Source organism: Barnesiella sp. ET7 (genome assembly GCF_024733785.1).
GTDB classification, from domain to species: Bacteria; Bacteroidota; Bacteroidia; order Bacteroidales; family Barnesiellaceae; genus Barnesiella; species Barnesiella merdigallinarum.
This window is the reverse complement of record NZ_JANRHM010000002.1, coordinates 68,889-95,815: the sequence shown is the minus strand read 5'-3', so window position 1 is coordinate 95,815 and position 26,927 is coordinate 68,889. Positions and strand designations below refer to the sequence as shown.

At 56.5% G+C, this 26,927-nt stretch carries 25 protein-coding genes; 14 read left to right on the top strand and 11 right to left on the bottom strand.

What is annotated here, in order from left to right:
- Positions 1–130 precede the first annotated feature (130 nt).
- Positions 131–1,102: a PCMD domain-containing protein gene (locus NW211_RS01815; RefSeq protein WP_309249692.1), complete on the top strand. Its 972-nt coding sequence runs from the start codon at positions 131–133 to the stop codon at positions 1,100–1,102.
- Positions 1,103–1,170: 68 nt separating this feature from the next.
- On the opposite strand, the gene NW211_RS01810 is transcribed toward NW211_RS01815, so the two are convergent.
- Genes NW211_RS01810 through NW211_RS01795 form a run of 4 tightly spaced genes read right to left on the bottom strand, consistent with a single transcriptional unit; the run spans position 1,171 to position 3,832 of the window.
- Complete coding sequence (locus NW211_RS01810; RefSeq protein ID WP_087409250.1) at positions 1,171–1,923, bottom strand: hypothetical protein; 753 nt, start codon at positions 1,921–1,923, stop codon at positions 1,171–1,173.
- 40 nt (positions 1,924–1,963) lie between these two features.
- Positions 1,964–2,380 (bottom strand): biopolymer transporter ExbD, encoded by a 417-nt coding sequence (locus NW211_RS01805; RefSeq protein WP_087409251.1) that lies wholly within the window; start codon positions 2,378–2,380, stop codon positions 1,964–1,966.
- Between the two features lie 18 nt (positions 2,381–2,398).
- Positions 2,399–3,100, bottom strand: coding sequence for a MotA/TolQ/ExbB proton channel family protein (locus NW211_RS01800; protein WP_087409252.1), 702 nt, complete (start codon positions 3,098–3,100; stop codon positions 2,399–2,401).
- 18 nt (positions 3,101–3,118) lie between these two features.
- On the bottom strand, positions 3,119–3,832 hold the full coding sequence (locus NW211_RS01795; protein ID WP_087409253.1) for a pyridoxine 5'-phosphate synthase: 714 nt from the start codon (positions 3,830–3,832) through the stop codon (positions 3,119–3,121).
- Between the two features lie 154 nt (positions 3,833–3,986).
- Here NW211_RS01795 and NW211_RS01790 point away from each other — a divergent pair, with 154 nt between their 5' ends.
- Together NW211_RS01790 and NW211_RS01785 are read left to right on the top strand one after the other, a co-directional pair.
- Positions 3,987–4,643, top strand: coding sequence for a CBS domain-containing protein (locus NW211_RS01790; protein ID WP_258326725.1), 657 nt, complete (start codon positions 3,987–3,989; stop codon positions 4,641–4,643).
- Positions 4,644–4,651: 8 nt separating this feature from the next.
- The gene (locus NW211_RS01785) at positions 4,652–5,527 is read left to right on the top strand and encodes an NAD kinase (RefSeq protein ID WP_087409312.1); all 876 of its coding nucleotides are present in this window, start codon (positions 4,652–4,654) and stop codon (positions 5,525–5,527) included.
- 101 nt (positions 5,528–5,628) lie between these two features.
- Here NW211_RS01785 and NW211_RS01780 read toward each other — a convergent pair whose 3' ends face one another.
- Positions 5,629–6,702 (bottom strand): PspC domain-containing protein, encoded by a 1,074-nt coding sequence (locus NW211_RS01780; protein WP_258326724.1) that lies wholly within the window; start codon positions 6,700–6,702, stop codon positions 5,629–5,631.
- Between the two features lie 15 nt (positions 6,703–6,717).
- Complete coding sequence (locus NW211_RS01775; RefSeq protein WP_087409256.1) at positions 6,718–7,044, bottom strand: PadR family transcriptional regulator; 327 nt, start codon at positions 7,042–7,044, stop codon at positions 6,718–6,720.
- Between the two features lie 433 nt (positions 7,045–7,477).
- Between NW211_RS01775 and NW211_RS01770 the strand changes: the two genes are divergently transcribed.
- The 9 genes from NW211_RS01770 (at position 7,478) to NW211_RS01730 (ending at position 18,741) form a co-directional block, all read left to right on the top strand.
- Positions 7,478–8,188 carry a M48 family metallopeptidase gene (locus NW211_RS01770; protein ID WP_258326723.1) on the top strand — a complete coding sequence of 237 codons (711 nt, stop codon included), beginning with the start codon at positions 7,478–7,480 and terminating at the stop codon, positions 8,186–8,188.
- A 175-nt stretch (positions 8,189–8,363) separates the two neighbouring features.
- Entirely contained in the window at positions 8,364–8,831 is a 468-nt protein-coding gene (gene rimP / locus NW211_RS01765; RefSeq protein WP_087409258.1) for a ribosome assembly cofactor RimP, read from the top strand.
- A 1-nt stretch (position 8,832) separates the two neighbouring features.
- Positions 8,833–10,086 (top strand): transcription termination factor NusA, encoded by a 1,254-nt coding sequence (gene nusA / locus NW211_RS01760; RefSeq protein ID WP_087409259.1) that lies wholly within the window; start codon positions 8,833–8,835, stop codon positions 10,084–10,086.
- 92 nt (positions 10,087–10,178) lie between these two features.
- Positions 10,179–13,103, top strand: a complete 2,925-nt coding sequence (gene infB / locus NW211_RS01755; protein WP_258326722.1) for a translation initiation factor IF-2 — start codon at positions 10,179–10,181, stop codon at positions 13,101–13,103.
- Positions 13,104–13,276: 173 nt separating this feature from the next.
- The gene (locus tag NW211_RS01750; RefSeq protein WP_087409261.1) at positions 13,277–13,852 is read left to right on the top strand and encodes a CvpA family protein; all 576 of its coding nucleotides are present in this window, start codon (positions 13,277–13,279) and stop codon (positions 13,850–13,852) included.
- A gap of 2 nt (positions 13,853–13,854) precedes the next feature.
- Complete coding sequence (gene sufB / locus NW211_RS01745; protein ID WP_258326721.1) at positions 13,855–15,306, top strand: Fe-S cluster assembly protein SufB; 1,452 nt, start codon at positions 13,855–13,857, stop codon at positions 15,304–15,306.
- Positions 15,307–15,379: 73 nt separating this feature from the next.
- Positions 15,380–16,135, top strand: coding sequence for a Fe-S cluster assembly ATPase SufC (sufC, locus tag NW211_RS01740; RefSeq protein WP_087409263.1), 756 nt, complete (start codon positions 15,380–15,382; stop codon positions 16,133–16,135).
- 9 nt (positions 16,136–16,144) lie between these two features.
- Positions 16,145–17,494 carry a Fe-S cluster assembly protein SufD gene (gene sufD, locus NW211_RS01735; protein WP_258326720.1) on the top strand — a complete coding sequence of 450 codons (1,350 nt, stop codon included), beginning with the start codon at positions 16,145–16,147 and terminating at the stop codon, positions 17,492–17,494.
- A 29-nt stretch (positions 17,495–17,523) separates the two neighbouring features.
- Positions 17,524–18,741 carry an aminotransferase class V-fold PLP-dependent enzyme gene (locus tag NW211_RS01730; protein ID WP_087409265.1) on the top strand — a complete coding sequence of 406 codons (1,218 nt, stop codon included), beginning with the start codon at positions 17,524–17,526 and terminating at the stop codon, positions 18,739–18,741.
- A gap of 50 nt (positions 18,742–18,791) precedes the next feature.
- Here NW211_RS01730 and NW211_RS01725 read toward each other — a convergent pair whose 3' ends face one another.
- Genes NW211_RS01725 through mtaB form a run of 3 tightly spaced genes read right to left on the bottom strand, consistent with a single transcriptional unit; the run spans position 18,792 to position 22,030 of the window.
- On the bottom strand, positions 18,792–19,787 hold the full coding sequence (locus NW211_RS01725; protein WP_258326719.1) for a glycosyltransferase family 2 protein: 996 nt from the start codon (positions 19,785–19,787) through the stop codon (positions 18,792–18,794).
- Position 19,788: 1 nt separating this feature from the next.
- Complete coding sequence (locus NW211_RS01720) at positions 19,789–20,700, bottom strand: lysophospholipid acyltransferase family protein (RefSeq protein ID WP_258326718.1); 912 nt, start codon at positions 20,698–20,700, stop codon at positions 19,789–19,791.
- A gap of 10 nt (positions 20,701–20,710) precedes the next feature.
- Complete coding sequence (mtaB, locus tag NW211_RS01715) at positions 20,711–22,030, bottom strand: tRNA (N(6)-L-threonylcarbamoyladenosine(37)-C(2))-methylthiotransferase MtaB (protein WP_258326717.1); 1,320 nt, start codon at positions 22,028–22,030, stop codon at positions 20,711–20,713.
- A 148-nt stretch (positions 22,031–22,178) separates the two neighbouring features.
- On the opposite strand from mtaB, the gene NW211_RS01710 reads away from it, so the two are divergent.
- Together NW211_RS01710 and NW211_RS01705 are read left to right on the top strand one after the other, a co-directional pair.
- Positions 22,179–23,840, top strand: coding sequence for an AMP-binding protein (locus NW211_RS01710; protein ID WP_258326716.1), 1,662 nt, complete (start codon positions 22,179–22,181; stop codon positions 23,838–23,840).
- A gap of 142 nt (positions 23,841–23,982) precedes the next feature.
- Positions 23,983–24,180, top strand: coding sequence for a hypothetical protein (locus NW211_RS01705; RefSeq protein ID WP_087409313.1), 198 nt, complete (start codon positions 23,983–23,985; stop codon positions 24,178–24,180).
- A gap of 164 nt (positions 24,181–24,344) precedes the next feature.
- On the opposite strand, the gene NW211_RS01700 is transcribed toward NW211_RS01705, so the two are convergent.
- Both NW211_RS01700 and NW211_RS01695 read right to left on the bottom strand, forming a co-directional pair.
- Entirely contained in the window at positions 24,345–25,490 is a 1,146-nt protein-coding gene (locus NW211_RS01700; protein WP_258326715.1) for a glycerate kinase, read from the bottom strand.
- 36 nt (positions 25,491–25,526) lie between these two features.
- Positions 25,527–26,924 (bottom strand): alkaline phosphatase, encoded by a 1,398-nt coding sequence (locus tag NW211_RS01695; protein WP_258326714.1) that lies wholly within the window; start codon positions 26,922–26,924, stop codon positions 25,527–25,529.
- Positions 26,925–26,927 lie beyond the last annotated feature (3 nt).

Below are 26,927 nucleotides of genomic sequence, written 5' to 3'. Positions count from 1 at the left end.
CGCTTATTATAAGCGGAGAGAGAGGGTTTTGCATTCGAAACGGGCGGATAAATATTTAAAAATAGATAATTGCCCCGAATAAATCGACGGAGCGTTTAATTTTGCACCATCTGAATTTGTGAAAATGGATATGAAGAAGATGCAAAAAACAACACTGTGGATGGCTCTGTGCAGCCTGTTGTCGGTGAGCAGTGCCTATGCCCAGCGTGTAGAGCCGCTGCCTTTTGCCGATTTTGAACATTGGCTAACCCGCGAAATCAAAGAGTCGGCCCTGTTGGGAGGCAAGACCAAGACAGTCTATGCCATAGCTCCTACCCAACACATCAAGGGAAACAAAGCCTATCGGAACATGGGCGGTTCGCCCTGGGCTTCGTCGAATGTAATGGCCAACGTGATGGGGGTGGTGAAGACCAGTAATACCGTCCGCCCCGAGAAACGCGAGGGGGGAGGCACCTGTGCCCGCATGGAGACCGTGATTGAGGATTGCTGCGTGCTGGGCATGATGAATCTGCACGTGCTGGTGAGCGGCAGTATCTTCCTGGGCGAGGTCGACGAGCCTATCCGCTCGACCAACAGTCCGTACAGCAAGATGGAGATGGGTATCCCCTTTACCAAGCGACCCACCCGATTGATTTTCGATTACAAGTATCAGGCTTCGCCCGACAACTTCCGTACCCAGTCGACCGGTTTCAGCTCGCGCAAGCAGTTGCCCGGTCGCGACAATGGCGAGGTCTATATTCTGTTGCAGCACCGTTGGGAAGATGCCGACGGCAATGTGTACGCTCACCGGGTAGGTACCGGGCGTGAGCGCTACGGCAAGAGTACTGCCGGTTGGGTGAACGGCCATAGCCTTACCATTCACTATGGCGACATCACCGACAAGCCCTTCTACAAATCGTACATGGGGCTTATTCCCGAAGAGAGTTCGTACTATTGCCGCAACAGCAAGGGCAAGATGGTGCCCGTAATCGAGGTGGGTTGGGGCAAGCCCGACGAGCCGGTTACGCACATGCTCGTGATGGCTTCGGCCACCTGCGGTACCGCCTATGTGGGCGGCTTGGGCAGTACCCTCTGGATCGACAATATCGCTCTGGGGTATTAGGCAAGCAAGTATTTATGGAAAGATAGAGGGCTCGAAGGATTGGATTCGGGCCCTTTTTTTGTGCCGGGTCAGTTCTGTTTGAAGATATAGACGATAACCCCTGTCTGGTTCGACGAGCGGTTGCTGCGTTCGAATCGCGAGCGGCGGGCGGCCGCTTCGGCCGAGGCCCGCAGTTTGGGGTTGGAGAAGGCGGTGCCTTCGCTGCCTTTGACGGTGGCGATGGCGCTGATGACCTGTCCCTGGGGGTTGACTGTAATCGAAATGGCTATGGTGCCGGCGTCGTTGCTGTTGTCGTATTGGGGATAGGGCAGGGAGCCAACCAGCCCGCGGCCGCCCAGGTTGTAGCCGCCGTAGCCGCCCACGCCGGTGAGTTCGCCGGTCGATGCGTTGCCGAAGGGGTTGCCCTGTGTGCCGCTGCCCTTGTCGCTGTCGCCGCGGCTGCCGTCGTTCGATACCCCTTTGCCAAAGGCATTCTTCACCTGGTTGGCAATGCGGTCGTCCTTTTTGTTTTCCTGAACGGCTTTTTTCTTTTTATCCTCCTCTTTCTTCTTCTCGATTTGGATGCTCTCCTCGTCGGTCTGGGTTATCAGCTCGTCGTCGTTTTCGCGCGGTTGCTCGGCCTGTGGCCGCTGCGGCTCGGTGGCGTTCGACTCGAACATGCCCGAGGCTTCGTCGACCAGTCCCACTTGTACCAGCACGCCGCTGCCCGACCCCATGGGCTCGGGTCCCAGCAGGGTAAACCACAAGACGAGCAGCACTACCAGATGCACGGCAACGGTAGCGGCAATGGCTTGTATCTTATCTCTTTTCTGTGGTTCCATGGGTGGGGTGTTCGATTCTGTTTTTGAGGTGGTGTTCGGTTTACGGGTTACGCACCGGTTTGGTGGCCAGTACCATCTTCAGGTGGTTGTCGTTGGCGACATTGAGTATCTTGACAATCTCGCGATAGGGTACCGTCTCGTCGGCATAGAGGGCTATGTAGCGCTCGCTATCCTGCTGGGGCGTTTCGGCGAGCCGTTGTACCAGCTGATCGTAGGTAACGGGCTGCGGGGCCTCGTTGCCGAAAGCGATGTAGTAGTCGTTGTGCTCGTCGATTACTACCCGGGTGAGGGGCTTGGCTGCCGCCTGCTGGTTGCTTTGCGGCAGGTTCACCTTGATGGAGTTGGGAAAGACAATCGTCGAGGTAATCATAAAGAAGATGAGCAACAGAAAGATGACATCGGTCATCGATGCCATGCTGAATGTGGCCTCTATCTTGTGTCTTCGTTTCAGTGCCATGGTCGTGTCTCCCTCGGGTTATTCGGCCGGCTCGTTGAGCAGGTCCATAAATTCCATTGTCTTGGACTCGAGCTGGTTCATCACGCCGTCGACGCGCGACACCAGGTAGTTGTAGGCAAAGAGGGCGATGATGCCCACGATAAGGCCGGCTACGGTGGTGACCAGAGCCTCGTAGATACCGCCCGAGAGGGTGGAGATGTCGGCGTTGTTACCGGCCGAAGCCATGTTGTAGAAGGCCCGTACCATACCGGTTACGGTACCGAGGAATCCGATCATGGGAGCACCGGCTGCGGTGGTGGCGAGCCAGGGGAAACCCTTTTCGAGTTTGGCAATCTCGATGTTGCCCACGTTTTCGATGGCTACCAGTACGTCGTTCATGGGGCGACCCAGTCGCGAGATACCTTTGGCAATGAGGCGCGAGTAGGGGGTGTTGGTCTTCTTGCAGAGCTTCAGGGCACTGTCGATGTTCCCTTCGTGGATGTAGTCTTTGATGCGTTCCATGAACGAGTTGTCTTCGCGGGCGGCACGTCGGATGACTTGCAGTCGCTCGACGAAGATATAGATCGAGAGCAGGGAGAGGAGCAACAGGGGTATCATGATGATTCCTCCCTTGCAGGCAAGGTCCCAGAGGTTCAAGTCGTTGGCGGCCTCGACCGGGGTAAGTACGGGAGGCGTCACGATTGTGTCGGTAGTTTGCAGAAGCAACGTAAGCAGATTCATGATATAGCGTTTAATCGGTTATTTCAAGCACTCTTTGTATTGTCTGATAGTCTCTTTCAACCCCAGGTAGAGGGCGTCGCAGATGAGGCAGTGGCCTATGGAGACCTCGCTCAGGAAGGGGATGCGTTCGTGAAGGAAGCGCAAGTTCTCGAGGTTGAGGTCGTGGCCGGCATTCACGCCCAGCCCCAGGCTGCGGGCATGTTCGGCTGCCTTGACAAAGGGAGCCACGGCAGCTTCGCGGTCTTGTGCGTAGTGCGCGGCATAGGGTTCGGTGTAGAGCTCTATTCGGTCGGTGCCGGTCTTGGCGGCATACTCGACCATCTCGAGGTCGGGCTCGACAAAAATCGAGGTGCGAATGTTGGCCGCCTTGCAGCGGTCGATAATCTTGGAGAGGAAGTCGAAGTGTGCCCGCGTGTCCCACCCGGCATTCGAGGTGATGACATTCTCGGCATCGGGCACCAGCGTCACCTGGTCGGGCTTCACCTTGAGTACCAGGTCGAGAAATTTTTCGGAGGGATATCCCTCGATATTGAACTCGGTGCTGACGGCCGGCCTCAGCTCGTACACGTCGGCATAGCGAATGTGCCGCTCGTCGGGGCGCGGGTGCACGGTGATGCCCTCGGCTCCAAAGGATTCGCAATCGAGCGTGACTTTCAATACATTCGGAATATTGCCGCCTCGTGCGTTGCGCAAGGTAGCTATTTTGTTGACATTAACACTTAACTTGGTCATTTTCTCTTTTTACCCTAATCGCTTTTTCCGGTGTGGCACTTTGTCGCTCGGTTTCAATGAAAAGAAACGGACTGCAGTATCAACCGAAAAAAATAGCTATCTTTGTATAACTTTCGTGCAAAAATAATACGAATTACAGAAATATGCGCAATAAATGAAAGCAAAAGATATGATATTGCCCGAAATACCCGTCTTGCTGGCCACGATGTCGGTGAACGAGGCGCGTGCGGCGCTGGAAAGCTCGGCCTGGTCGAGCCTGCCGGTGGTCGACGCGGGCGAGTATGTGGGCATTCTTCAGGCCGGGGAGTTGGCCGATGTGAACGGCGAAGAGACCGTGGGGCGGGAGAACTGGCGACGTCCGGCCGTGCGTGAGGAGACGCACCTGCTCGATGTGGTGAATCAGTTTGCCCAATACACCGACGATGTGCTCCCCGTGGTCAATCAGCATCGCCGCTACGTGGGGGCTATCCCCATCCATGCGGTTATGGTGGCTGTGGCCCGGTTGTGCCAGACGTCGTCGCCGGGAGCCATCATCGAGCTGGAGATTCCGCGGGCCGACTATTCGGCTACCGAACTTACCCGCCTGGTCGAGGACAATGATTGTCGGGTGATGAATTTGATGATACGTCCCGACGAGGAGTCGGGCATGTGGCGGGCTTGCCTGCGTATCGACCGCGAGGATGCCACGCCGGTGCTTCGCTCGCTCGAACGGTTCGACTACCGGGTGCTGAGTTGCTACCAGTTGCACAGTGCTATGGACGACCGCATCGAACAGCGTATCAAGGAGTTGATGTATTATCTGGAAATGTAGGAGGGATGATGAAGATATTGTTGTTTGGCCATAACTACCAGGGAGCCCGCCTGGCACAGGTACACCGGGTGTTGCAGGTCTTGTCGCGCACCGAGGCTTCGTTGGCGGCGCATCGCGATTTTTACGAACTTCTTTCGCGCGAGCTTCCCGACGTGTGCCGGGGTATCGAGCCGATTGACTGTTGCCGCGACTACCCGGCCGACATGGCCTTGAGTATCGGGGGTGACGGCACCTTTTTGCGGGCTGCCGAAAAGATAGGCGACCGGGGTATCCCGGTATTGGGGGTCAATATCGGTCGTCTGGGTTTTCTGGCCGATGTACCGGCCGAAGAGACCGAGCGGGTCATGAACGAGATTGTGGCCGGTCGGTACAAAATCGAGGAGCGCTCGCTGCTGCAGGTCGAGCTGTCGGGATTGCCCGAAGGCTTTTGGCCCTATGCCCTCAACGAGGTGGCGGTGCTCAAGCAGGATACTTCGTCGATGATTTCGATTCATACGACGGTGGGCGAGAGCTATCTCAATACCTATCAGGCCGACGGCCTTATCGTGGCTACCCCCACAGGCTCTACGGCCTACTCGATGAGTGTGGGCGGCCCCATTCTCATGCCGCAGGCGGCCAACTGGGTTATTTCGCCGGTAGCCCCTCACAGCCTCACCGTGCGGCCATTGGTGGTGAACGACGACGCCTGCATTACCCTGCGGGTCGACAGCCGCAACCACAGCTATCTGCTGAGTCTCGACGGCCGCTCCATCATGCTCGATACCGATACGCAGGTGGTGCTGCGCAAGGCTCCTTTCCCCATCCGGGTGGTGAAGCGGCTGGGCCACAGCTTTGCCGAGACGTTGCGGGCCAAGCTGATGTGGGGGGTCGACAAGCGCGAGTGAGTCGTTGCGCTTTATTATCTTCGACCGAATGAAATAGCGAACGCCCCAGCGGCCGGTTTGAATCCGGTTGCCGGGGCGTTCGGGTGTTTAGGAAGCTATTGTTATATGACGAGCAAAGCGTGTTCGGGGAAGGCGACGAAGGTGGCAAAGAAGAGTCCGGCCAGCGAGAGCAGCCACAGCACCAGCAGCGTGATGTTGAGGGCCGACGATTGCGGTTGCCAGTGGAAGATGGAGCCCAGTACCAGCCGCAGGATGGCGTAGAGAGGTATCCCGAAGGTGAGCAGCAGCGAGACGGTGAACAGCACCAGTTCCCAGTGGCCGTTGAGGGCTTCGATGTTTCCGGGGAAAATCGAGATGAATGGTGTGGTGATGGTTGTGGTGCCCAGAACGAAGATACCCAGCAGACTGACGATGTAGGCAACCAGTGTCGCGATAATCGAGAGGGCAATGATGCCACCGATGACGATAAAGAAAATCTTGAATATGCTGCGGAAAATCTCGCCTGCCGTGCTGCTCAGCGAGCTGCCGGTCGACTGTCCGCTCGTGTGCTCCTCTTCGACGGCACGGCGTATGTTGTCGACGGTGGGCGTCTCGCCCCGCATCTCAAGCTTCTGAGCCGTGGTGCGGGCCTCGGGAACGCAAATCCACAACAGCAGATAAATCCATATCGACGAAGCCCACAAAGGCAGCAGCAGAACCAGAATGACGCGCACGAGTACTACGTCGACCCCGATGTAGTAGGCGATACCCGAGGCTACACCGCCCAGTACGCGGTTGTCGGGGTCGCGGTAGAGCCGGCGGCTGCGCCGATTGGGTTCGGGTGTGTTGCCGCCGTTGTTCTCATCGGCGGGTGACGAGGCCGAGGCGGCCTCCCCGGAGGTTTCGCCTTCGTCGGAAGTTTCGTTCTCGAGAGGAGTCTCTATCTCGTCGGGGCGCCCCATGATGGCAATTACCTCGTTCACCTCCTGGCGGGTAATCACCTGCATGCCGAATCCCAGCCGCTCCTTGAAGAGTTCGGCAATGCGGCTTTCGATGTCGTTCAGAATCTCCTGTCCGCCCTCTTCGTGGGCAAAGTGCTCGTTGAGCGATTGCAGATAGGCTTCGAGCAGTTCGTAGGCATCGTCGTCTATGTTGAAGATGGTCTTGTCGAGATTGATGGTTACGGTCTTTTTCATATGACAGTCTGGTTTTTATTGTTCTTTGATGTGGGCGACAACCTGGTTCAGTTCGTTCCAGGCGGTGTCGAGCTCCTGGAGGAAGTGTTCCCCTTCGGGGGTAAGCTCGTAGTATTTGCGGGGAGGGCCCTGGGTCGACTCCTCCCACACGTAGGTGAGCAGCCCCGAGTTCTTGAGCCGGGTAAGCAGCGGGTAGAGGGTACCTTCGACCACGATGAGCTTCGAGGCTTTGAGCGATTGGATAATATCCGACACGTAGGCCCTTCGCTTTTGCAGGATGAGCAGCGTGCAATATTCCAGTATCCCTTTTCGCATCTGCGATTTTACATTGTCTGTATTCATGCTTAGTACCTTTTACGACACAAATATAGGTATAGTATGGTAACTTGTATTACATAGTACTTGTAAAATAATATGTTTTAACACACTGAATAGTACGTATAGGGGTGTTTGCCGGCTTGGTATGGAAGGATTGGGAGCGGAGTGAGGTAGGGTGGGCGGGGAAGGCCGGTGGTGGCAGTGGCCCATGTGCCGCTGGAGGTCGAATGGTCCGGGAGTAAGGGGTATGACCGGGGTGGATTTCTGTGGCGGTTTATGTGCGGTTTGGGATTGTGTGTCGGTAGAAGTAGCAGGAGGGGTGAACCTGTGCGGGGCCTTATGGCATGGTTGGGGGATGGTTTGGGGTGGAGGCGGCATTCGTATTTTTGCAACGCCCTATGTATTGTTTGGGTATAGCCGTTGCACTATCTTTGTCGGGAAAAGGAGATTTGTTCCGATGGAGACATTTGACGACGAAGAGTTCGGTACGGTACAGGTTCGGCCCGACAGCAGGGCCCGACGTCTGATATTCCGCGTGAAGGAGGGGGTGATGCAGATTACCTGTCCGACCGGATACTCGCTGGGGCGGGTGCAGACGATTGTCGACGAGAATCGGGAGCGGCTGCGGCGGCTGATGGTCCGGGGCGAGGTGGTGCAGCAACGGCGGCAGCTCACGGTGGGCGACCGCATTCCCTGCTACGGCGGTCATATCGAGCTGTTGTCCGGTCGGTTGCCCGACTGTATTCTCTTCCGATACGAGGGTACTACCTTGCAGGTGCTCTGCCCGCCGGGTACCGATCTGAACGAGCCTCGGGTGCGGCAGCAGCTCTCGCGCGGGGTTTGCCGCCTCATGTACCGGCGGGCTCAGGAGGTGTTACCCCGTCGGTTGGCCGAGGTGGCCCGTCGGGTAGGCGCCTCGCCGAGAGAGGTGACCATCGGGCGGGGCCGGCGTAAATTGGGGCACTGCACCCGCAGCAAGTCGATACAGTTGTCGTATTGTCTCATGTTCCTGCCCGAGCCGTTGATCGACTATGTCATTTGTCACGAACTGGCTCATTTACAACAGATGAATCACGGGCCACAGTTTCACGCGCTGTGCAACCGATATTGTGGCGGCGAAGAGCTTGCGCTGCGCAAACAGTTGCAGGCATTCACCTTTTTGTTCTAATAAATAAGATTATATAATGCAAAAAATATTTAAATTATAGGCGCGAAATATTCTATTTCGAGGGCTGTCAGGCCGGTAGAGTTGTGTATTATATAATATTGTACTATCTTTGTGGCGATAGGAATGGAAGAGGGGGCAATGATGTCCCCTCGTTTTTTTCACTACAATAACCGTTATGATAGACAAAAAAGAGTTAGCGACATGGGTCGAGGAGGGGTTGGCCGGTACCGACTGTTTTCTGGTCGATGTACAGGTGAGTCCCGACAACGTATTGACCGTAGAGATTGACAACGAAGAGGGGGTAGATATAGACCGCTGTGTGGCCCTGCACCGTTTTTTGGAATCGAAACTCGATCGCGATGTCGAGGATTATGAACTGGAGGTAGGCTCGGCCGGAATCACTTCGCCCTTCAAGGTCTTGGGGCAGTACAAGAAGAATATAGGCAACGAGGTCGAGGTGCTGACCAAAGACGGCCGCAAGCTGACCGGCGTATTGAAGAGCGCCGATGCCGACCGGTTTGTCGTGACGGTAACCCGGAAGGTGAAGAGCGAAACCAGCAAACGCAAAGTCGAGGTGGAGGAAGACATCGTTCTGGGATACGACGAAGTAAAATATACAAAATATCTAATCAGATTTAAATAATATGGCAAAAAAAGAGGAACCCGTAAGCATGGTCGATACCTTTGCTGAGTTCAAAGAGTTGAAGAACATCGAGATAACCACGATGATCAGTGTGCTGGAAGAATCTTTCCGGAATGTGTTGGCAAAGATGTTCGGGACCGACGAAAATTTCGATATAATCGTGAACCCCACCAAGGGCGATTTTGAGATATGGCGCAACCGCGAAATCGTGGAGGATGGTGCCGTGACCGACAGCAACCTGCAGGTATCACTCTCGGAGGCCCGCAAGACCGACCCCGACTTCGAGGTGGGCGAGGAGATGACCGACGAGGTTCACTTCGAGAAGTTCGGCCGTCGTGCCATCCTGAACCTGCGTCAGACGCTGGCTTCGAAGATTCTCGATTTGCAGAAAGATGCCATTTACAACAAATACAAGGATAAAATCGGCGAGCTGGTAAGCGCCGAAGTTTACCAGATCTGGAAAAAAGAGATGTTGCTCATCGACGACGACAACAATGAGTTGCTGCTGCCGAAGACCGAGCAGATTCCGTCGGACTTCTACCGGAAGGGCGAGACCGTGCGGGCTGTGGTGCTCGACGTCGATAACAAGAACAACAATCCCAAGATTATCGTTTCGCGTACGTCGAACGACTTCTTGCGCCGGTTGTTCGAACTCGAGGTGCCCGAGATTCACGACGGGCTCATCATTATCCGCGCCATTGCCCGCATCCCGGGCGAGCGTGCCAAGATAGCCGTCGAGTCGTACGACGACCGCATCGACCCCGTAGGAGCCTGCGTGGGTGTGAAGGGGTCGCGTATCCACGGTATCGTGCGCGAACTGCGCAACGAGAATATCGACGTGATCAACTACACCTCCAACCCCTCGCTGTTTATCCAGCGTGCCCTGAGCCCTGCCAAAATCTCGTCCATCCGCTTGAACGAGGAGGAGAAGAAGGCCGAGGTATTCCTCAAGCCCGAGGAGGTTTCGCTGGCCATCGGTAAGGGCGGTTTGAATATCAAGCTGGCCTGCATGCTTACCGGCTACAACATCGATGTATATCGCGACATCGACGAGGATGAAGAGGAGGATATCTACCTCGACGAGTTCAGAGACGAGATCGACGACTGGGTAATCGAGGCCCTGAAGGGTATCGGTTGCGCCACGGCCAAGAGTGTGCTGGCCTTGCCGCGTGAGACCTTGATCGAAAAAGCCGACCTCGAAGAGAACACCGTAGACGAGGTGCTCTCTATCCTGAAAGCGGAGTTTGAAGAATAATCCGCTTCGGGGCCGCCATGGTGTGCGGCCTCGCGCCCCTGGGGCGAAAGGCTCCTTTTCATTCTTCCATTATTTATAAACTAAAACTGAGTATGTCGATAAGGTTAAATAAAGTAGCAAGAGATTTGAATGTGGGAATTCAGACGGCTGTCGAATTCCTTCAAAAGAAAGGTTTCACGGTAGAGGCCAACCCCAACGCCAAGATAACCGACGAACAGTATGCCCTGCTCGTTAAGGAGTTCAGTAAGGATAAAAGTCTGAAACTCGAGTCGGAAAGTATCAGCCTTGAGCGGCATAAGGAGAGAGCGAAAGCCGCGGCTTCGGCCGAACCCGAAACGGCTCCGGTCAAAGAGGAGCCGAAAGAGGTGAAAACGGTTATCCCCGAGCCGCAGCGTCCCAAAGTGGTGGGCCATGTTGATCTCGATGCCCTCAATCGACCCAAGTCGGCCGACCACAGCAAGCCTCGGGAGACGCCTGTCGAGAAGAAAGAGGAGCCCAAGCCTGCCGAGAAACCGGTCGAAGAGAAGAAGAGCGAGGCAACTCCTGCCCTCGAGGTTCCCAAGCCTCAGGTCGAGAAGCCCGCTCAGCCTGTGCAACCGGCTCAACCGGTGCAGCCTGCTGCTCCCGCCGAGCCCCAAAAGCCCGAGCCCGCACCGGCTGCCGAAGCTCCGGCCGCGCCGGCAAAACCCCAGGAATCTCCCGCTGCTCCTGCTCAGGAATCTCCCGAAACGGTCGAAAAGCGCGACGACGAAGTCTTTACGCTGGGTCGTCCTGCCTTCACCTCGAGCATCAATGTGGTAGGCCGTATCGACCTCGATGCGTTGAACCAGCAGACTCGCCCGAAGAAAAAGAGCAAGGAGGAGAAACGCAAAGAGCGTGAGAACAAGGAGAAACAGCGTCAGGAAGCTCACAAGGCTGCTGCCGGCGGTGGCGACGATGCCAACTCGCAAGGCGGCGAACGTCGTAAACGTCAACGCATCAACAAGGAGAAAGTCGACATCTCGAAGAGCATTTCGTCGATGGGCGGCAACCAGCCGGCCCGGGGCGGAAACGGTAAGAACAACGGTGGCGGCAACAAACCGAATAAGCAGAAACAACGTCCCATCAAAGCCGAAGTGAGCGAAGAGGACGTTCAGAAACAAATCAAGGAGACGCTGGCCCGCCTGACTACCAAGGGGCAGAAGAAGTCGGCCAAATGGCGTAAGGAGAAACGCGAGGCCTTCTCGAATCGCGAGCGCGAACTCGCCGAAATGGAAGAGGCCGAAAGCAAGGTATTGAAATTGACCGAATTTGTGACGGCTAACGACCTGGCTTCGATGATGAATGTGCCGGTGAACGAAGTAATTGCTACTTGCATGAGCATTGGCATGATGGTGTCGATCAACCAGCGCCTCGATGCCGAGACCATCAATATCGTGGCCGAGGAGTTTGGTTTCAAGACCGAGTATGTGAGTGCCGAGGTAGTCGAAGCCATTCACGAAGAGGAGGACAAGGAGGAAGACCTGCAGTCGCGTCCGCCGGTAGTTACTGTGATGGGTCACGTAGACCACGGTAAAACTTCGTTGCTCGACTACATCCGCAACTCCAACGTGATTGCCGGCGAGGCCGGTGGTATCACGCAGCACATTGGTGCCTACAATGTGAAGCTCGACGACGGCCGTCGCATCACCTTCCTCGATACGCCGGGTCACGAAGCCTTCACCGCCATGCGTGCCCGCGGTGCCCAGATGACCGATATTGCCATCATCATCGTGGCAGCCGACGACAACGTGATGCCGCAGACGGTCGAGGCCATCAACCACGCTTCGGCTGCCGGTGTGCCCATTGTCTTTGCCATCAACAAAATCGATAAACCCAATGCCAACCCCGACAAAATCAAGGAGGAGCTGGCCAATATGAACTATCTGGTCGAAGACTGGGGCGGCAAATATCAGTCGCAGGAGATTTCGGCCAAGAAGGGTACCGGAGTGCACGAACTCATGGAGAAGGTGCTGCTCGAGGCCGAACTGCTCGATCTGAAGGCCAACCCCAACCGCAAGGCCACGGGTACGATTATCGAGTCGACCCTCGACAAGGGCCGGGGCTATGTAGCCACCGTGCTGGTACAGAACGGAACCCTGCACAAGGGCGATGTGGTGCTGGCCGGTACCAACCACGGCCGTGTGAAGGCGATGTTCAACGAGCGTAATGCCCGCATCGAGTCGGCCGGTCCGTCGGCCCCGGTACAGATACTGGGCTTGAACGGAGCCCCGCAGGCCGGTGATACCTTCCACGTGATGGATACCGAGCAAGAGGCTCGCGAGATTGCCAACAAGCGTGAGCAACTGCAACGCGAGCTGGGCCTGCGTACCCACAAGCTGCTTACGCTCGACGACATAGGCCGTCGTATTGCCGTAGGCAACTTCCAGGAGTTGAACCTGGTTGTGAAGGGCGACGTAGACGGTTCGGTCGAGGCTCTGAGCGACTCGCTCATCAAACTCTCCACCCCCGAGATTCAGATCAACGTGCTGCACAAGGCCGTGGGTCAAATCTCCGAGTCGGATATTACGCTGGCCGCCGCCTCCAACGCCATCATCATCGGCTTCCAGGTGCGTCCCTCGGTAGCCGCCCGCCGGTTGGCCGAGAAAGAGGGCGTAGACATCCGTCTCTACTCCATCATCTACGATGCCATCGAAGAGGTGAAGGCTGCCATGGAGGGTATGTTGTCGCCCGAAATCAAAGAAGAGATTCTGGGTACGGCCGAGGTTCTCGAGACCTACCACATCACCAAGGTGGGCACGGTAGCCGGCTGTATCGTGAAGGAGGGCAAGATCAAACGCTCGAGCAAGATACGGTTGATTCGCGACGGTATCGTTATTTACAGCGGCGACCTGGGCTCGTTGAAACGCTTCAAGGACGATGTCAAAGAGGTGACTACCGGCTTTGAGTGTGGTTTGAACATTGCCAACTACAACGATGTGAAAGTGGGCGACCTCGTCGAAGCCTACGAAGAGGTAGAAGTGAAGAAAACCCTGTAAGCCGTCAGGCCCAGGGCAAATGAGATAGACAAGGCTGCTCCGGGAGACGGGGCAGCCTTTGTTTTCCCGCTTCATGTGTGTTATCCCTCTTTAACGGATAATAAGACCGAAAACTCTGCTATTCAAAATAAAAAAAGTAATTTTGCACCATTAACCAAACGCGAGCCGAAGCGATGAACTATATCGATTTTATCATAGTGCTGATTGTCCTTATAGGTGCCTTGTACGGACTCATCAAGGGGGTGTTCCGCCAATTGGGTTCGTTGGGGGGCTTCGTAGCGGGTGTGTTGGTCTCGCGGTTGTTCGGCGGTTCGTTTGCCTCGTTGCTGCAACAGATGTTCGACTTGCCTGCCGGTGTAAGCCGCATAGCCGCCTACTCGCTGCTCTTCCTGCTGGTCTATCTCATCTGCCTGCAGTTGATGCGGCTCATCCACCACATCTCCCACCAGGTGGCGCTGGGGTGGCTCGACCGCTTGGCCGGAGCTCTGTTTGGTGCCCTCAAATACCTGGTTATCTTTAGTATACTGTTGAATCTCGTCCATATCATCGATCCCAAAGTGCGGATGCTCCCGGCCCGCGAGGTATCCACCTCGCATCTCTACGGATATGCCTTGCGCATTGCTCCGGCTCTTTTTGCCATAGCTCAGGAGCAGCTCTCGGCCGAAAACAAACCCGCTCTCCGGTTGTTAACACCTTGTACGATATGCGACGACTCCTATCTCTGTTGTGAAAATTGTAAAGCCGATTGAAAATGAAACAGGATAATCCGAATGAAATATTAAGCGACGTTACCGCAAATGAGTATAAATACGGTTTCGTGACCGACATCGAAACCGATATTATCCCCAAAGGTTTGAGCGAGGAGATCATTCGCCACATCTCGCAGAAAAAGGGCGAACCCGAGTGGCTGCTCGACTTCCGTCTCAAGGCGTATGCCTACTGGAAAACCCTCGAGATGCCCCACTGGGCTCACCTGACGATTCCCGAAATCGACTATCAGGCCATCAGCTACTACGCTGCGCCCAAGACCAAGGCGGCTCCCAAGAGCCTCGAAGAGGTGGACCCCGAGTTGCGCAAGACCTTCGACAAGCTGGGCATCTCGCTCGAAGAGCAGATGAAGCTCTCGGGTGTGGCCGTCGATGCCGTGATGGACAGTGTGTCGGTGCGCACCACCTTCCGTGAGAAGCTGGCCGAGCTGGGTGTCATCTTCTGCTCGTTCAGCGAGGCGGTGAAAGACTACCCCGACCTGGTGAAACGTTACCTGGGGTCGGTCGTGTCGTATCGCGACAATTTCTTTGCCGCCCTCAACTCGGCCGTCTTTAGCGACGGTTCGTTTGTCTACATCCCCAAGGGGGTGCGCTGTCCCATGGAGCTTTCGACCTACTTCCGCATCAACGCGGCCAACACCGGCCAGTTCGAGCGCACGCTCATCGTGGCCGACGACGACAGCTATGTGAGCTACCTCGAAGGGTGTACCGCCCCCATGCGCGACGAGAACCAACTGCACGCCGCCATCGTCGAGATTGTGGTGCACGACCGGGCCGAGGTGAAATACTCGACCGTACAGAACTGGTATCCAGGCGACAAGGAGGGCAAAGGCGGTATCTACAATTTCGTGACCAAGCGCGGCATGTGCAAGGGCGACCACTCGAAACTGTCGTGGACCCAGGTCGAGACCGGCTCGGCCATTACCTGGAAGTACCCCAGCTGCGTGCTGGCCGGCGACCACTCGGTGGGCGAGTTCTACTCGGTGGCCGTGACCAACAACTACCAGCAGGCCGACACGGGTACCAAGATGATACACATCGGCAAGAATACCCGCAGTACCATCGTCTCGAAAGGTATCTCGGCCGGTCGCAGCCAGAACAGCTACCGCGGTCTGGTAAAGGTGCTGCCCGGTGCCGAGAACGCCCGCAACTTCACCCAGTGCGACAGCCTGCTGCTCAGCTCCGATTGCGGGGCACACACCTTCCCCTATATGGATATTCAGAACGATACGGCCATCGTCGAGCACGAGGCAACCACCTCGAAAATCAACGAAGACCAGATATTCTATTGCAACCAGCGGGGTATCCCTACTGAAGATGCCGTGGGCCTTATCGTCAACGGGTATGCCAAGGAGGTGATGAACAAGTTGCCCATGGAGTTTGCCGTAGAGGCTCAGAAACTGCTGCAGATTTCGCTCGAGGGTTCGGTAGGATAAACAGCCGTACCCCACATCGGCGACAGGCTGCGGCCGAATAGTAAAACAGAAAAAAAAATAAAACCAGATATCTATGTTGAAGATTACAGACTTGCATGCCAGTATCAATGGCAAAGAGATATTGAAAGGCATCGACCTCGTGGTGAAACCGGGCGAGGTGCATGCCATTATGGGTCCCAACGGTTCGGGCAAGAGCACGCTCTCGGCCGTACTGACCGGAAATCCCGCCTATGAGGTGACTCGCGGTTCGGTCGAGTTCTACGGCAAGGACCTGTTGGCTCTCTCGCCCGAAGACCGTTCGCACGAAGGGCTCTTCCTCAGTTTCCAGTACCCGGTCGAAATCCCGGGTGTGAGCATGGTCAACTTCATGCGTACGGCGGTGAACGAGCAGCGCAAGTATCGCGGACTCGAGCCCCTCTCGGCTACCGACTTCCTGAAACTCATGCGCGAGAAACGGGCGATTGTCGAGCTCGACAACAAGCTGGCCAGCCGCTCGGTCAACGAGGGTTTCTCGGGCGGTGAGAAGAAACGCAACGAGATTTTCCAGATGGCCATGCTGGAGCCCCGCCTCTCGATTCTCGACGAGACCGACAGCGGTCTCGACATCGATGCCCTGCGCATCGTGGCCGGGGGTGTGAACAAACTCAAGAGCGAGAAGAATGCCACCATCGTCATCACCCACTACCAACGGTTGCTCGACTACATCGCTCCCGATTTCGTGCACGTGCTCTACAAGGGCCGCATCGTGAAGTCGGGCGGGCCCGAACTGGCTCTGGAGCTCGAGGAGCGCGGATATGACTGGATTAAAAAAGAGTTGGGCGAAATTTAAGAGACCGTTATGAGTGCAGTACAGCAATATATAGATTTATACCATTCGCAGAAGAACTTGATTGCGGGCCATTCGTTGCCGGTGATGAATGCCTTGCGCGACGAGGCGATGGCTCTGCTCGAGAGCAAGGGGTTGCCCACGCTCAAGGACGAGGAGTATCGCCGCACCGACATCGAGGCCCTCTATGCCCCCGACTACGGGTTGAACCTGGGCCGGGTCAATATCGAAATCAATCCCTACGAGGTGTTCCGTTGCGATGTGCCCAACCTGAGCACATTGCTCTACTTTGTCGTGAACGATACCTTCTACACCCAGGCACAGCCCGCTGCGGCCAAGTTGCCCGAGGGGGTCGTGGCCGGCAGCTTGTGCGAGATGGCCCGGCAATACCCGCAACTGGTAGCCCGCTACTACGGGAAGGCCGCCGACATGAAACGCGACGGCACGGTGGCGCTCAACACCGCCTTTGCCCAGGACGGATTCTTCCTCTATATCCCCGACGGGGTGGTGGTCGAGAAGCCCATCCAGCTGGTGAATATACTGCGGGGTAACGTCGACTTCATGGTCAACCGCCGGTTGCTCATTGTCGTAGGCAAGGGTGCCCAGGCCAAACTGCTGGTGTGCGACCACTCCGACGAGTCGTCGGTGCGTTTCCTCGCCTCGCAGGTGTGCGAGATATTTGTCGACGACGATGCCGTGTTCGACTACTACGACATGGAAGAGTCGTCGGAGAATACGGCCAAGGTGGCCTCGGTGTTTGTGCGCCAGGGGGCCCGGTCGAACGTGCTGGTCAACGGCATCGTGTTGCACAACGGGGTAACCCGCAGCAACTACTACTCGACCTTCGACGGCGAGCACGCCGAGCTGTCGCTCTGCGGCATGGGCATCGTCGACAAGGAGCAGTCGGTCGACACTTATACTTATATCGACCACGCCGTTTCGCATTGCCACAGCAACGAGCTGTTCAAATATGTGCTTAACGACTCGGCCCGCGGGTCGTTCTGCGGCCGTATTCTGGTGCGCCACGGAGCCCAGAAGACCGAGGCCTATCAGGGTAACAAGAACCTGTGTGCCTCGCCGCTGGCCAAGATGTACACCAAGCCGCAACTCGAGATTTATGCCGACGACGTGAAGTGCAGCCACGGAGCCACCATCGGGCAGCTCGACCAGAACGCCCTGTTCTACATGCGGTCGCGCGGTATCACCGAGGCCGAGGCCCGCATGCTGCTGATGTTTGCCTTTACCAACGATGTCATCGAGCAGGTGCGTCTCGACGCCCTCAAGGATCGCTTGCGCCAGTTGGTCGAGAAGCGGTTCCGCGGCGAGCTGGCCAAATGTTCGGGTTGTCAGGCCTGCCGTTAACATGAAGAAAAGAAGAAAGGAGTTCCACTATGTTGGATATTGAGAAGATAAGAGCCGATTTTCCCATTCTGAAACGTGAGGTGTCGGGCCGTCCGCTCATCTATCTGGACAACGCCGCCACCTCGCAGACCCCCCGCTGCGTGGTCGACCATATTGCCGATACCTACTATCGGGTGAATGCCAACGTGCATCGTGGGGTGCATACCCTCAGCCAGGAGGCTACCGATGCTCACGAGGCAGCCCGCCGCCGGGTGCAGCAGTTTATCGGGGCCGCTTCGCCCGCCGAAATTGTCTTTACGCGGGGCACGACCGAAGCCATCAATCTGGTGGCCTCGTCGTTTGGCGACGAGTTTCTGCACGACGGCGACGAGGTGATTCTCACCGTCATGGAGCACCATGCCGATATTGTGCCGTGGCAGCTCTTGCAGCGCCGCCGCAAAATCAAGTTGCAGGTGGTCCCCATCAATGAGCGGGGCGAACTCGAACTCGAGGTCTACAAGCAGCTCTTCAACGAGCACACGCGGTTGGTGTGTGTGGCTCACGTCTCCAATGTGCTGGGCACCATCAACCCGGTGCGCGAGATGATTGCCTACGCCCATGCACAAGGGGTGCCGGTGTTGGTCGACGGGGCTCAGGCCATCCCTCACCTGCGGGTGAACGTGCAGGAGCTCGATGCCGATTTCTACGCCTTCTCGGCTCATAAGGTATATGGTCCCACGGGGATAGGTATCCTCTATGGCAAGGAGAAGTGGCTCGATGCCATACCTCCCTATCAGGGAGGTGGCGAGATGATTGCGCATGTCGACTTCTCGGGGACGACCTTCGGCGAACTGCCCTTCAAGTTCGAGGCCGGTACGCCCGACTATGTGGGTACGGCCGCTTTTGCCTCGGCGCTCGACTATGTCGACAGCATCGGGCTGGAGGCTATCGCCGCTCACGAAAACGAGTTGTTGCGCTACACCACCGCGCAGATGGAGCAGATCGAGGGAATGCGTATCTTCGGCACCTCGCCGCACAAGAGTTCGGTCATCTCGTTTCTGGTCGACGGTATCCACCACTACGACATGGGCATGTTGCTCGACAAGCTGGGTGTGGCCGTCCGCACGGGTCACCACTGTGCCCAGCCGCTGATGACCTCGCTCGGTATCGAGGGCACGGTGCGGGTGTCGTTTGCCGTGTACAATACCCAGGCCGAGGCCGACGCCTTCATCGCCGCCTTGAAACGGGTAGTCCAGATGTTCCGATAACGAAAATATTTACTGATAACAGCAGCATTCTGAGGCGGCCGACGGTTGCCTCAGAATTTTTTTTTGCCCTTCAGGAAGTACTCCATCGTGATGTTTCGCCGGGCTTCGGGGAAGGTGTTCAACAGGTTCTCCTGGGGGTGACGGGTGTATTGCTTGCGCATCTTGCGGAAGTCGTTGTGTGCTTTCAGAATGGCGCGGGCATGAGGTATCTGTCCCAGGGCAACGAACCGGGCGAAAGCCAGCGTGTCGTAGAGCCGGCGGATGAACAGCACCTTTTTCCCCTCCTGTCGGGGCAGGTTCTTGTGGAGCATGAGCAGGTTGTTGCGGAAGTTGAGGTAGGTCTTCTGCGGATTGGCCGCATCGAGCGAGGCCCCGCCCTGGTGGTGCACCCGGCTTTGCGGCACGACAGCTATGCGATAGCCCGCCAGGTGGATGCGCCAGCAGAGGTCTATCTCCTCCATGTGGGCAAAGAAACCGGGGTCGAGACCACCCACCTCGCGGTAGACGGCGGTGCGCACGAAGAGGGCGGCACCGCTGGCCCAGAAGATGTCGAGCGGGTCGTCGTACTGCCCGCAGTCGGTCTCGAGGGTACCGAAGAGGCGCCCGCGGCAGAAGGGGTAGCCGTAGCGGTCGATGAATCCGCCGGCGGCTCCGGCATATTCGAATTTCTCGGGTTCTCGCAGCGACCGTATTTTGGGCTGGCAGGCAGCCACGTCGGGGTGACTCTCGACAAACTCGAGCAGCGGCTCGAGCCAGTGGGCCGTCACCTCCACGTCGGAGTTGAGCAGTACCGCATATTCATAGTCCAGTTCGTCGAGTGCCCGGTTGTACCCCTCGGCAAAACCGTAGTTGCGGGGGAAGGGCAGCAGGAGCACCTGGGGAAATTCGCGGGTGAGGAGTTCGACCGAGTTGTCGGTCGAGCCGTTGTCGGCCACCACGATGTCGGCCAGATGGGCCGGCGTGTGGGCACACACCGAGGGGAGGAAGCGTTGCAGCAGGGCGGCCCCGTTCCAGTTGAGTATGACGACGGCGACTTTCTTTTTCATATCAGGTATTGGGGAAATCTTCGTGTTTGTATTTCCAGCGTTTGTGGGTCCACAGCCAGGCCCAGGGGTTGCGCAGGATGGTCTTCTCCATCAGGGCGGTATAGCGGTCGGTGATTTCGAACTCGGGCAGCTCGTTGGGTTGCAGGGCCACCTCGCGGATGGTCGCTTTGTAGTACCCGCGTTTTACCACTTCGACATCGAAATAGAGCACGGCAAAGTCGGTTTTGCGGGCAATCTTTTCGTAGCCGGTGAGCACGGGTGAGTCTTGCGAAAGGAACCGGGCCCAATGGTGGATGTTGGCCGGCGACGGCGTCTGGTCCGACATGAACCCCGTAATCGAGGGGCGTCCCGAGCGCTTCATCTGCAAGATGGCCCGCAGCGACTCTTTCTTGGCGATGCAGATGGTGCCGAAACGCGAGCGCAGCTTCAGGAAGAAGCGGTCGAACCACTCGTTTTTCAGCGGCCGGTATATCTGGCCCGAGATGGCCTCGGGGTGGTGTATCCACAGCGTGACCGAGGGTACCCACTCCCAGTTGCCGAAGTGGCCCAGCAGGATGATGATGGAGCGGTTCTGGTCGAAGAGGCGGTCGATGATGTCGGTCTGTTCGAAGACCATGCGGCGGCGCATTTCCTCGTCGGAGATGTGCAGGAGCTTGATGGTCTCTACGATGTAGTCGCAGAAGTGGCGGTAGAATTTCTTCTCGAGCCGTATCAGCTCCTGTTCGCTCTTGTCGGGGAAGGCGTTGCGCATGTTCTCCAGCACCAGCCGGCGGCGGTAGTGCACCACATAGTAGAGCGGGTAGTAGAGCAGGTCGGCCAGCAGGTAGAGCACCCGCATGGGCAGCAGGGCGTGCAGCTTGAACCAGAGGTACAGCGGCGAGTAGATGATATTTTGCAAAGTCTCTTTTTTCATGTCGCTCGGTTTAAATCTCGGTGGCGATGAGGGCGTCGCCGGCCTCGTTGAAATCGCCCAGCCGCACGGGTCGGCAGGTGTTGACCCACTCCTTGCGGTAGGGCATCTCTACCCGTATGTAGTTGTCGGTGAAGCCGTGCATGGGGGCACCCTTGCGCGGTTGCTCGAACAGTACGGGGCGCGTGGTGCCCTGGAACCGGGTATAGAAATCGTGCAGTTTCCGCTCCGAAATCTCGAGCATGCGGCGGCAACGCTCGTGCCGCTCGGGTATGGGCACGACCGGCTCTATCTTCAAGGCCTGGGTACCCGGTCGCTCGGAGTAGGTGAAGACGTGCAGCTGCGAAATGTCGAGCCCTTCGACAAACCGGCGGCTCTCCTCGAACAGCTCTTCGGTCTCGCCCCGTACGCCGGTGATGAGGTCGACCCCGATGAAGGCGTCGGGAATGAGACGGCGTATGGTCTCTATCTTGTGGGCGAAGAGAGCCGTGTCGTAGTGACGGTGCATCAGCTTCAGCACCGTGTCGCTGCCCGATTGCAGGGGTATGTGGAAGTGTGGGGCAAACCGCTGCGACTGGGCTACGAAGGCGATAATCTCGTCGGTGAGCAGGTTGGGCTCAATCGAGGAGATGCGGTAGTGCGCGATGCCCTCGACCTGGTCGAGCGAGCGGATGAGGTCGAGGAAGGTCTCGCCCGTCTGTTTGCCGAAGTCGCCGATGTTCACCCCCGTGATGACAATCTCCTTACCCCCGGCGGCAGCCACTTCGCGAGCCTGTGTGGTGAGCTGTTCGATGGTGCCGCTGCGGCTCCGGCCCCGGGCAAAGGGTATGGTGCAGTAGGTGCAGAAGTAGTCGCAGCCGTCCTGTACCTTGAGGAAGTAGCGGGTGCGGTCGCCCCGCGAACACGAGGGCGAGAACTTGCGGATGTCGCGGGTAGGGGTGGTAATCACCTCGCCCACCTCCTGCCGCTTGTGCAGGTCGCCCAGGTATTGCAGGATGTCGAGCTTCTGTTCGGCACCCAGAATCAGGTCCACGTCGGGGATGTGGGCAATCTCGTCGGGTTTGAGCTGTGCATAGCAGCCGGTCACTACGATAAAGGCCTGCGGGTGTTGCCGGGCGATGCGACGGATGGTCTGCCGGCATTTCTTGTCGGCCAGTTCGGTCACCGAGCAGGTGTTGATTACGCAGATGTCGGCCTTTTCGCCGGGTCGTGCCTTGCGAATGCCGTGAGCCTCGAGGGTCTTCCCGATGGTGGAAGTTTCGGCAAAGTTGAGTTTGCAGCCCAGTGTGTAGTAGGCTGCGGTCTTATTCTGGAATGTGTTGACGTCTATCATAATCGGTGGGTCGGAATGCCAATACAGGCGACAAAGTTACTCATTTCATTTAAAAATGTGTAGCCCCTCGATTTTAATAGTTGTATAAGAATGAATGATTTTACAAACAAAGTCGTATATTTGCTACCAAACTATTTAAATTAGGGATATGATTTCTGAAAATTTCATCAAGATATACGAGTCGAGCTTTCGGGAAAACTGGGACTTGCCTGCGTTGACCGACTATAACGAGCAGCACACGTATACTTATCAGGAGATGGCACGCGAGATTGCCAAGTTGCACATCCTCTTCCGCCATTGCCAAATCAGACGGGGCGACAAAATCGCTCTCGTGGGGAAAAATACCCCCAACTGGTGCATCGCCTTCATGGCTACAGTTACCTATGGTGCCATACTGGTACCCATTCTGCAAGAGTTCAATCCGCACGATATACACCACATTATCAACCACTCCGATTCGGTGATGCTCTTTGTGGGCGAAAACATCTGGGAGAATATCGAGATGGAGAAGTTGCCCGAGGTGCGTGCCGCCATTTCGCTGCAAGACTTCTCGTGCCTCGTACAGCGCGACGGCGAAGAGATAGCCCGGTGCCTGCGCGACATGAAGCGCCGGTTCAAAAATACCTATCCCAACGGCTTCAGCCGGTCGGACATCCGCTATGCCGACCTCGACAACGACAAGGTGATACTGATCAACTACACCTCGGGAACCACGGGTTTCAGCAAAGGGGTGATGCTCACGGGCAACAACCTGGCGGGCAATGTGATGTTCGGCGTGCGTTCGCACCTGCACTACAAGGGGAGTAAGTGCATCTCGTTCCTGCCGTTGGCCCATGCCTACGGGTGTGCCTTCGACCTGCTCACGCCGCTGGCCGTGGGTACGCACATCACGCTGCTGGGTAAGATTCCTTCGCCCAAAATCCTGTTGAAGGCGCTCGAGGAGGTGCGGCCCAATCTCATTATTTGCGTGCCGCTGATTCTCGAGAAGATTTACAAGAAACAGATACAACCCTTGCTCAACAAGACGCCCATGCGTTGGGCCTTGAATATTCCCATTCTCGACACCCGTATCTACGGGCAGGTGCGCAAGAAACTGATCGATGCCTTCGGCGGCCGCTTCGAAGAGGTGATTGTGGGTGGTGCTCCCATCAATCGAGAGGTCGAGGAGTTTCTGCACAAAATCAAATTCCCCTTTACCGTGGGCTATGGCATGACCGAGTGTGCTCCGCTGGTGAGCTACACGTCGCACCGTGAGTTCCGTCCCGGTTCGGCCGGCCGCACGCTCTTCGGCTATGTCGAGACCAAAATCGACTCGCTCGACCCCGAGAATATCCCGGGCGAAATCTGTGTGCGGGGCGAACATGTGATGAAGGGTTACTACAAAAACGAAGAGGCCACCAAAGCCGTGCTCGACGAAGAGGGTTGGCTGCACACCGGCGACATGGGAACCATGACCCCCGACGGTACCATCTACATCAAGGGGCGCAGCAAGACGATGATTCTCACCTCGAACGGCCAGAACATCTATCCCGAGGAGATTGAGGCCAAGTTGAACAACATGCCTTTCGTGATGGAGAGCCTGGTGGTCGAACGTGATGGCAAACTGGTGGCTCTCGTCTGTCCCGACTACGAGGCGATGGACAGTTACGGCGTTTCGAATCACGATTTGCCCATGACCATGGAGGAGGTGCGGTGCAACCTGAACAAGATGTTGGCTCCCTATGAGCAAATAACCCGTATCCAACTCTATCCGAATGAGTTTGAAAAGACCCCGAAGCGAAGCATAAAACGCTATTTATATGATAATTGAGTTTTTTGGGTTGATTTTTCCCAGAAAAATCAAAATATTCTGAAAAAAAAATAAGATTAGGAGTACAACATATAAAAAGAATGTATACCTTTGTAGCGTTTTTGAAGCAAAAAAATATTGTTTTATCTTTAATTTGAAGGAAATGAAAAAGTTAGTTTTGTTCTTCGCTGTTGCATTTGCAATGTCTTTCGCTTCTTGCGGCAATAAAGCTGCTGAATCTACTGAAGCTGTTGATAGCACTGCCGTTGTAGAAGAAGTTGCAGTTGAAACTGTTGACTCTGCTGCTGTTGACTCTGCTGCTGCTGACACTGTAGTTGAAGCTGCTGCTGTTGCTGAATAATTTACAGCAAAGACTAAAAGAATTGGGGCTATCCCTCGGTGAGGGTTAGCTCTTTTTTTGTTTTAAATTTAAGGTGAGTTTTGTATTTAATCTATTGATAAACAATTTTTTATTTTATCAATAGATTGAGTTGAAGGGGAGTCTCTGAAGGAGAGGCGGAGAGTTTATCCTTGCGGGTAAAGCAGGCGAATAATTTGTGCGGTTGTCTGCTTGAGGTTTTCGGCAGCGATGTGAGGTTGCAGGGCTCTCTTGAGCGGCATGGCCGATGACTGTATGCAGAAGATGCCCCGGAACCCGGCCTGGAGCAGGGTATCGCGGTCTTCGACCGCTCCTCCCAAGACTACGACCGGGATACCTTTTTCGCGAGCCGGGAGCAGTACACCATAGGGGGCTTTCCCCATGAGGGTCTGCCGGTCTATCTTTCCTTCACCCGTAATCACCAGGTCGGCCCCGTCGATGAGGCGCGAAAATTGCAGCGTCTCCAACACGGTTTCGATGCCCGGTTTCAGGGTGGCCTGGAGGAAGGCCAGGCAGGCAGCGCCTACTCCTCCGGCCGCTCCGGCTCCTTGGGTTTGGCAGATATCCCGATGCAACATGGATTCTACACAGGTGGCAAAACGCCTTAATCCGTTGTCGAGGGTAACGACATCGTGAGGGGTAGCCCCCTTTTGTGGGGCAAATATGTAGGCGGCCCCGCTGGGACCGAAGAGGGGATTGTCGACATCGCAGATGATGGTGAAGCGGCAACCGGCCACGCGAGGGTTCATGCCGCTGGTGTCGATTGTCGTCAGGTCGTTGAGCGATTTGCCGCCCGGTTTCAGCTCTGCACCCGCCGCGTCGAGAAACCGACAGCCCAAAGCCTCGAGCATCCCTTTGCCGGCATCGTTGGTGGCACTGCCGCCAATGCCCATCACCACGTGGCGGCACCCGCGGTTGCAGGCGTCGGCAATGAGCTGGCCCGTGCCGTAGGTGGTGGTGACGAGCGGGTTGCGCTCCTCCTGCGACAGAAGGGTGAGGCCGCTGGCCGAGGCCAGATCGATAATGGCCGTCGGCTCTCCGTGAGTGTGCACGATGCCGTATGCCGCTGGAATTTGCCGCATGAGCGGGTCGTTCACCAGGCAGTTGACATACTCTCCGCCCAGGGCCTCGACCAAAGTCTCCATCGTCCCCTCACCGCCGTCGGCAACAGGTACCTTGATGACCTGAGCCTGGGGTAGTGTGAGACGGATGCCGGCCTCGATGGCGGCTGCCACCTGAGGGGCCGACAAGGAGTCTTTGAACGAGTCGGGAGCTACGACGATTTTTCTCATGGGGAGGTATGGCAAATGAGAGATGTGTCGGTCGGGTTATTTGATTTTCATAATCTTACGTATCGTTTGGGGGATGTCGGTGTTGTCGCCCACGGTAGCAAATCGGGTGGCTTCGCAGCCGATGGCATAGAAGGGCACGAAGCCGCCGGTGTGCGAGGTGCTGCTCCAGGCTACCCCGATTTTTTTATCGAGCAGGGCGATGGCTTGAGCCACCAACGGCTCGGTTTGGGCATACAGCGTGACCTCCTGCTCCTTGCTTTTTTGAATGACGGTGCGGTAGTAGCACTGCATGAGTGCGGCCTCTTCGCCGGCGTTGACCGGAATCTTTGTCCACAAACCGGTATGGTCGGCCAAGACCTTTCGGGCTTTCTCCCAGCTATCTACCTGGCCGTTCTTTTTCAACGACCGGAACAGGTTGGAGAGCGTCTCTTTGGAGCACTTCTGGTAGTTGACATACTCCCAGTAGAAGGGGTGCATATTGGTTTCGCCCATTGTCAGTCCGCCGGTCTCGTGGTCGGCCGTGACGATGATGAGGGTTTCGTCGGGGTGTTTCCGGTAAAACTCACAGGCAATTCGTACACTGCGGTCAAACTCGGCCGTCTCGAAGATGGCGGTCGCCAGGTCGTCGGGGTGCGAGGCATGGTCGATACTGGCCCCTTCGATCATCATGAAAAATCCCTTTTTTCCTTTTTCGCGATAGAGTTTGTCGATGCCGGCCTGTACCATAAATTCCAGACCCATCGCTTCGGGTTTCCGCTCGAGAGCGTAGGGCAGCCACGAGCGCGAGGCGGTATCGGTGTCGAGCAGGAGCATCTTGCCGGTAGCCCGGTTGGCGTTGTATCCGTCGATACCGCGGCATATGGTGTAGCCCTGTTGGCGGTAGTAGTCGTAGAGCGAGGGTTGCGAGGGTGCATACGGTTGCTTCAGGGCGCTGCCGGCCAGGAAATCGAATTGGCTGTCGGCCCCTTCCTTGCCGATGAGGTAGGCCTCTTTACGCATTTGCGAAGCATAGAAGGCTGCCGGAGTAGCGTCGTCGATTTGTCCGCTGGTTACGAGCCCTATGGCATACCCTTTGTCGCGCAACTGTTTGGCGATAGAGGTGAGCGGTTTTTTGTCGGGCGAGATGCCTACGTGGTCGATGTTTGTCTTGTGTCCCGTGGCCAGAGCCGTGGCGGCAGCAGCCGAGCAGGTGATGAGGCTGTTGTTGGCGTGGGTCCTGACGGCCGAGTGTACGGGAAAGTCGAGAAAGGCAATCGACTCGTTGCCCTCCTTGTAGTTACCGTGTTCGTAGTAGAGTTGGGTAGCCAGCACGTGCGAGAAGCTCATGCCGTCGCCTATGCAGAAAAAGATGTATTTGGGTGTTTTGGCCGAGAGTGAGGTCGAGCAAAGAGCGACCACCAGGGCTACAATCCAGAGTTGAACGGTTTTTTTCATGGG